The sequence below is a fragment of the Sphingobium sp. FW306-1B-F04DB genome (assembly GCF_058781925.1).
In genome coordinates, this window is sequence record NZ_JBYSXE010000111.1 from 1 (window position 1) to 1,954 (window position 1,954).

Consider the following 1,954-nt stretch of genomic DNA (forward strand, 5'->3'; position numbering starts at 1 on the left):
GACCCGCCATCATGAATGCCCCTGCCTATCCAACAACGGCATATACAATGATACTTACTTCAGTTCCAGATGACTAGTGGGCGTGGACAAATTCAAGCAGCAAAGCAGGGTCCGGTTTCAAGCATCATCCTAAGGGATCAGCGCGACCGATTTGCCGTGGTTAGCAGACATTAGCACGTCTGCGCAGCGCCTAACGTCCCGTCGCGGCCCCGGATGGTGATGCGATCGTGATGTCGCGTCCCTTGGCAGACGCGGCAGCGGACGGCCAACCGGGGAAAGGCCTCAACCTAGTCGCCTCATATGCGGTAAATTGTTGGGCAACCCAATCGATGAATAACCGCACTCGTGGCGAAAGCTGCCGATTAGACGCGTAGACAACGGACACGGGAGCCGACGGAACGGGGTAATCTGCCAGAACCCGCACCAGGCTGCCTTCTTCCAGATCCCGCGCGATATGAAAGACCGGCATCTGCGCAAGACCAAGGCCGAGCAACACTGCCTGTCGAAGGCTTTCGCAGCCAGTGACAGATAGAGGACCGGCTATGGGAATTTTACGTTCGCGCCGGCCATCGACAAATTCGAAGTGCTGCCCTGCGCCAGTCGTGATGTATCTCCAAACAACCGCATGATGACTTAACAGGTCGTCCAAGCTTTCCGGCCGTCCGAACTTCTCAACGTACATCGGGGATGCCACGGTGATGCATTCAAGCGTCGCCACTCGCCTGGCAACGAGATCGCTGTCCGGCAAGGGGCCGTAGCGGAGAGTGCAGTCGACGCCCTCCTCGATCACATCGATCCAACGCTCTCCCTCACTCATCGAAATTGTGATCCGTGGATGGTCGGCCAGGAACTGGGGAATCGCCGGCATGAGGAAGTGGCGCGCAAGAGTGCCTAGCAGATCAATACGTAGCCGACCCCTTGGATCGGCCCCGCAGAACACATCCTCCGCATCCTCGACATCAGCAAGGATCGCGAGGCAGCGTTCATAATAGGCTTCGCCATCGAGCGTCGGTCGGACCGTACGTGTCGTGCGCTGCAACAGACGCACGCCCAGTCGATCCTCCAGCTGCTTGATCACTTGCGTTGCCGTCGAGCGCGGAATCTCGAGATCGCGAGCAGCCTTGGTGAAGCTGCGGCGGTCAACCACTCGTGCAAACAGCTGCATTGCGTCGAGCCGGTCCATAGCCCCTATTGTTCGATCAAATAGAACAGTGTTCCTGCATTTTGGCTGATTATCTTTGCTCTCCAATACTGCATTTGGCCCGCACCGCGCCAGCGGATTCACGACCAAAAAAGGAGACGACATGATCCCACGATTGAACATCTTTCAGACAGCGCCGGAGGGTTCGAAGGCAATGCTCGCTGTCGAAGCTGCCACGGAGAAAAGCGGCCTCGAGCATGGTCTGCTCGAGCTGGTTCGGCTGCGAGCTTCGCAGATCAATGGCTGCGCCTACTGCATCTACATGCACGTCAAGGACGCAACCTCAAAAGGCGAGACCGACTTGCGCATTCATCTGCTCGATGGCTGGCGAGACTCCCCGCTGTTCACGGATCGGGAGCGGGCCGCCCTGAACTGGACCGAGTCCCTGACCCGCATTTCCAAGACCCACGCGCCGGATAGTGACTATGCAATGTTGAAGGCGCAGTTCAACGAGACCGAGATCGCTTATCTCACCCTGCTAATCGGCTCGATCAACTTGTGGAATCGGGTCCAGATCGGTCTTCGGTGGATTCATCCCATCGAGGAGTCGGCGACGGCTGCCGCCTGAGTTGGCGGTTGCGGGGTGCGCCAGCCCCTCCCGCGTGCATCCCGCAACCCCATTTTTCAATGTGCGTCGGCGACACGCACCCGATCGACCGCCCGTGCCTAATGACCACAATGGGTCCAGACTGTGTAAAAACGTGCTGATGTGCTAATCTCCATTGCGATGATGGGGGGCGCAGATGGGGCGTT

At 58.2% G+C, this 1,954-nt stretch carries 2 protein-coding genes; one reads left to right on the forward strand and one right to left on the reverse strand.

Translation table 11 applies throughout. The features are described 5' to 3' along the window. Positions 1-190: 190 nt before the first annotated feature. Complete coding sequence (locus AC3WJD_RS21900; RefSeq protein ID WP_492748953.1) at positions 191-1,183, reverse strand: LysR family transcriptional regulator; 993 nt, start codon at positions 1,181-1,183, stop codon at positions 191-193. A 121-nt stretch (positions 1,184-1,304) separates the two neighbouring features. Here AC3WJD_RS21900 and AC3WJD_RS21905 point away from each other — a divergent pair, with 121 nt between their 5' ends. Then, positions 1,305-1,769 carry a carboxymuconolactone decarboxylase family protein gene (locus tag AC3WJD_RS21905; protein ID WP_492748955.1) on the forward strand — a complete coding sequence of 155 codons (465 nt, stop codon included), beginning with the start codon at positions 1,305-1,307 and terminating at the stop codon, positions 1,767-1,769. Positions 1,770-1,954 lie beyond the last annotated feature (185 nt).

Excerpts from the sequence above, each read along its gene's own strand:
- AC3WJD_RS21900 (WP_492748953.1), bottom strand. The coding sequence starts at position 1,183 with ATGGACCGGCTCGACGCAATGCAGCTGTTTGCACGAGTGGTTGACCGC.
- AC3WJD_RS21905 (WP_492748955.1), top strand. The coding sequence starts at position 1,305 with ATGATCCCACGATTGAACATCTTTCAGACAGCGCCGGAGGGTTCGAAG.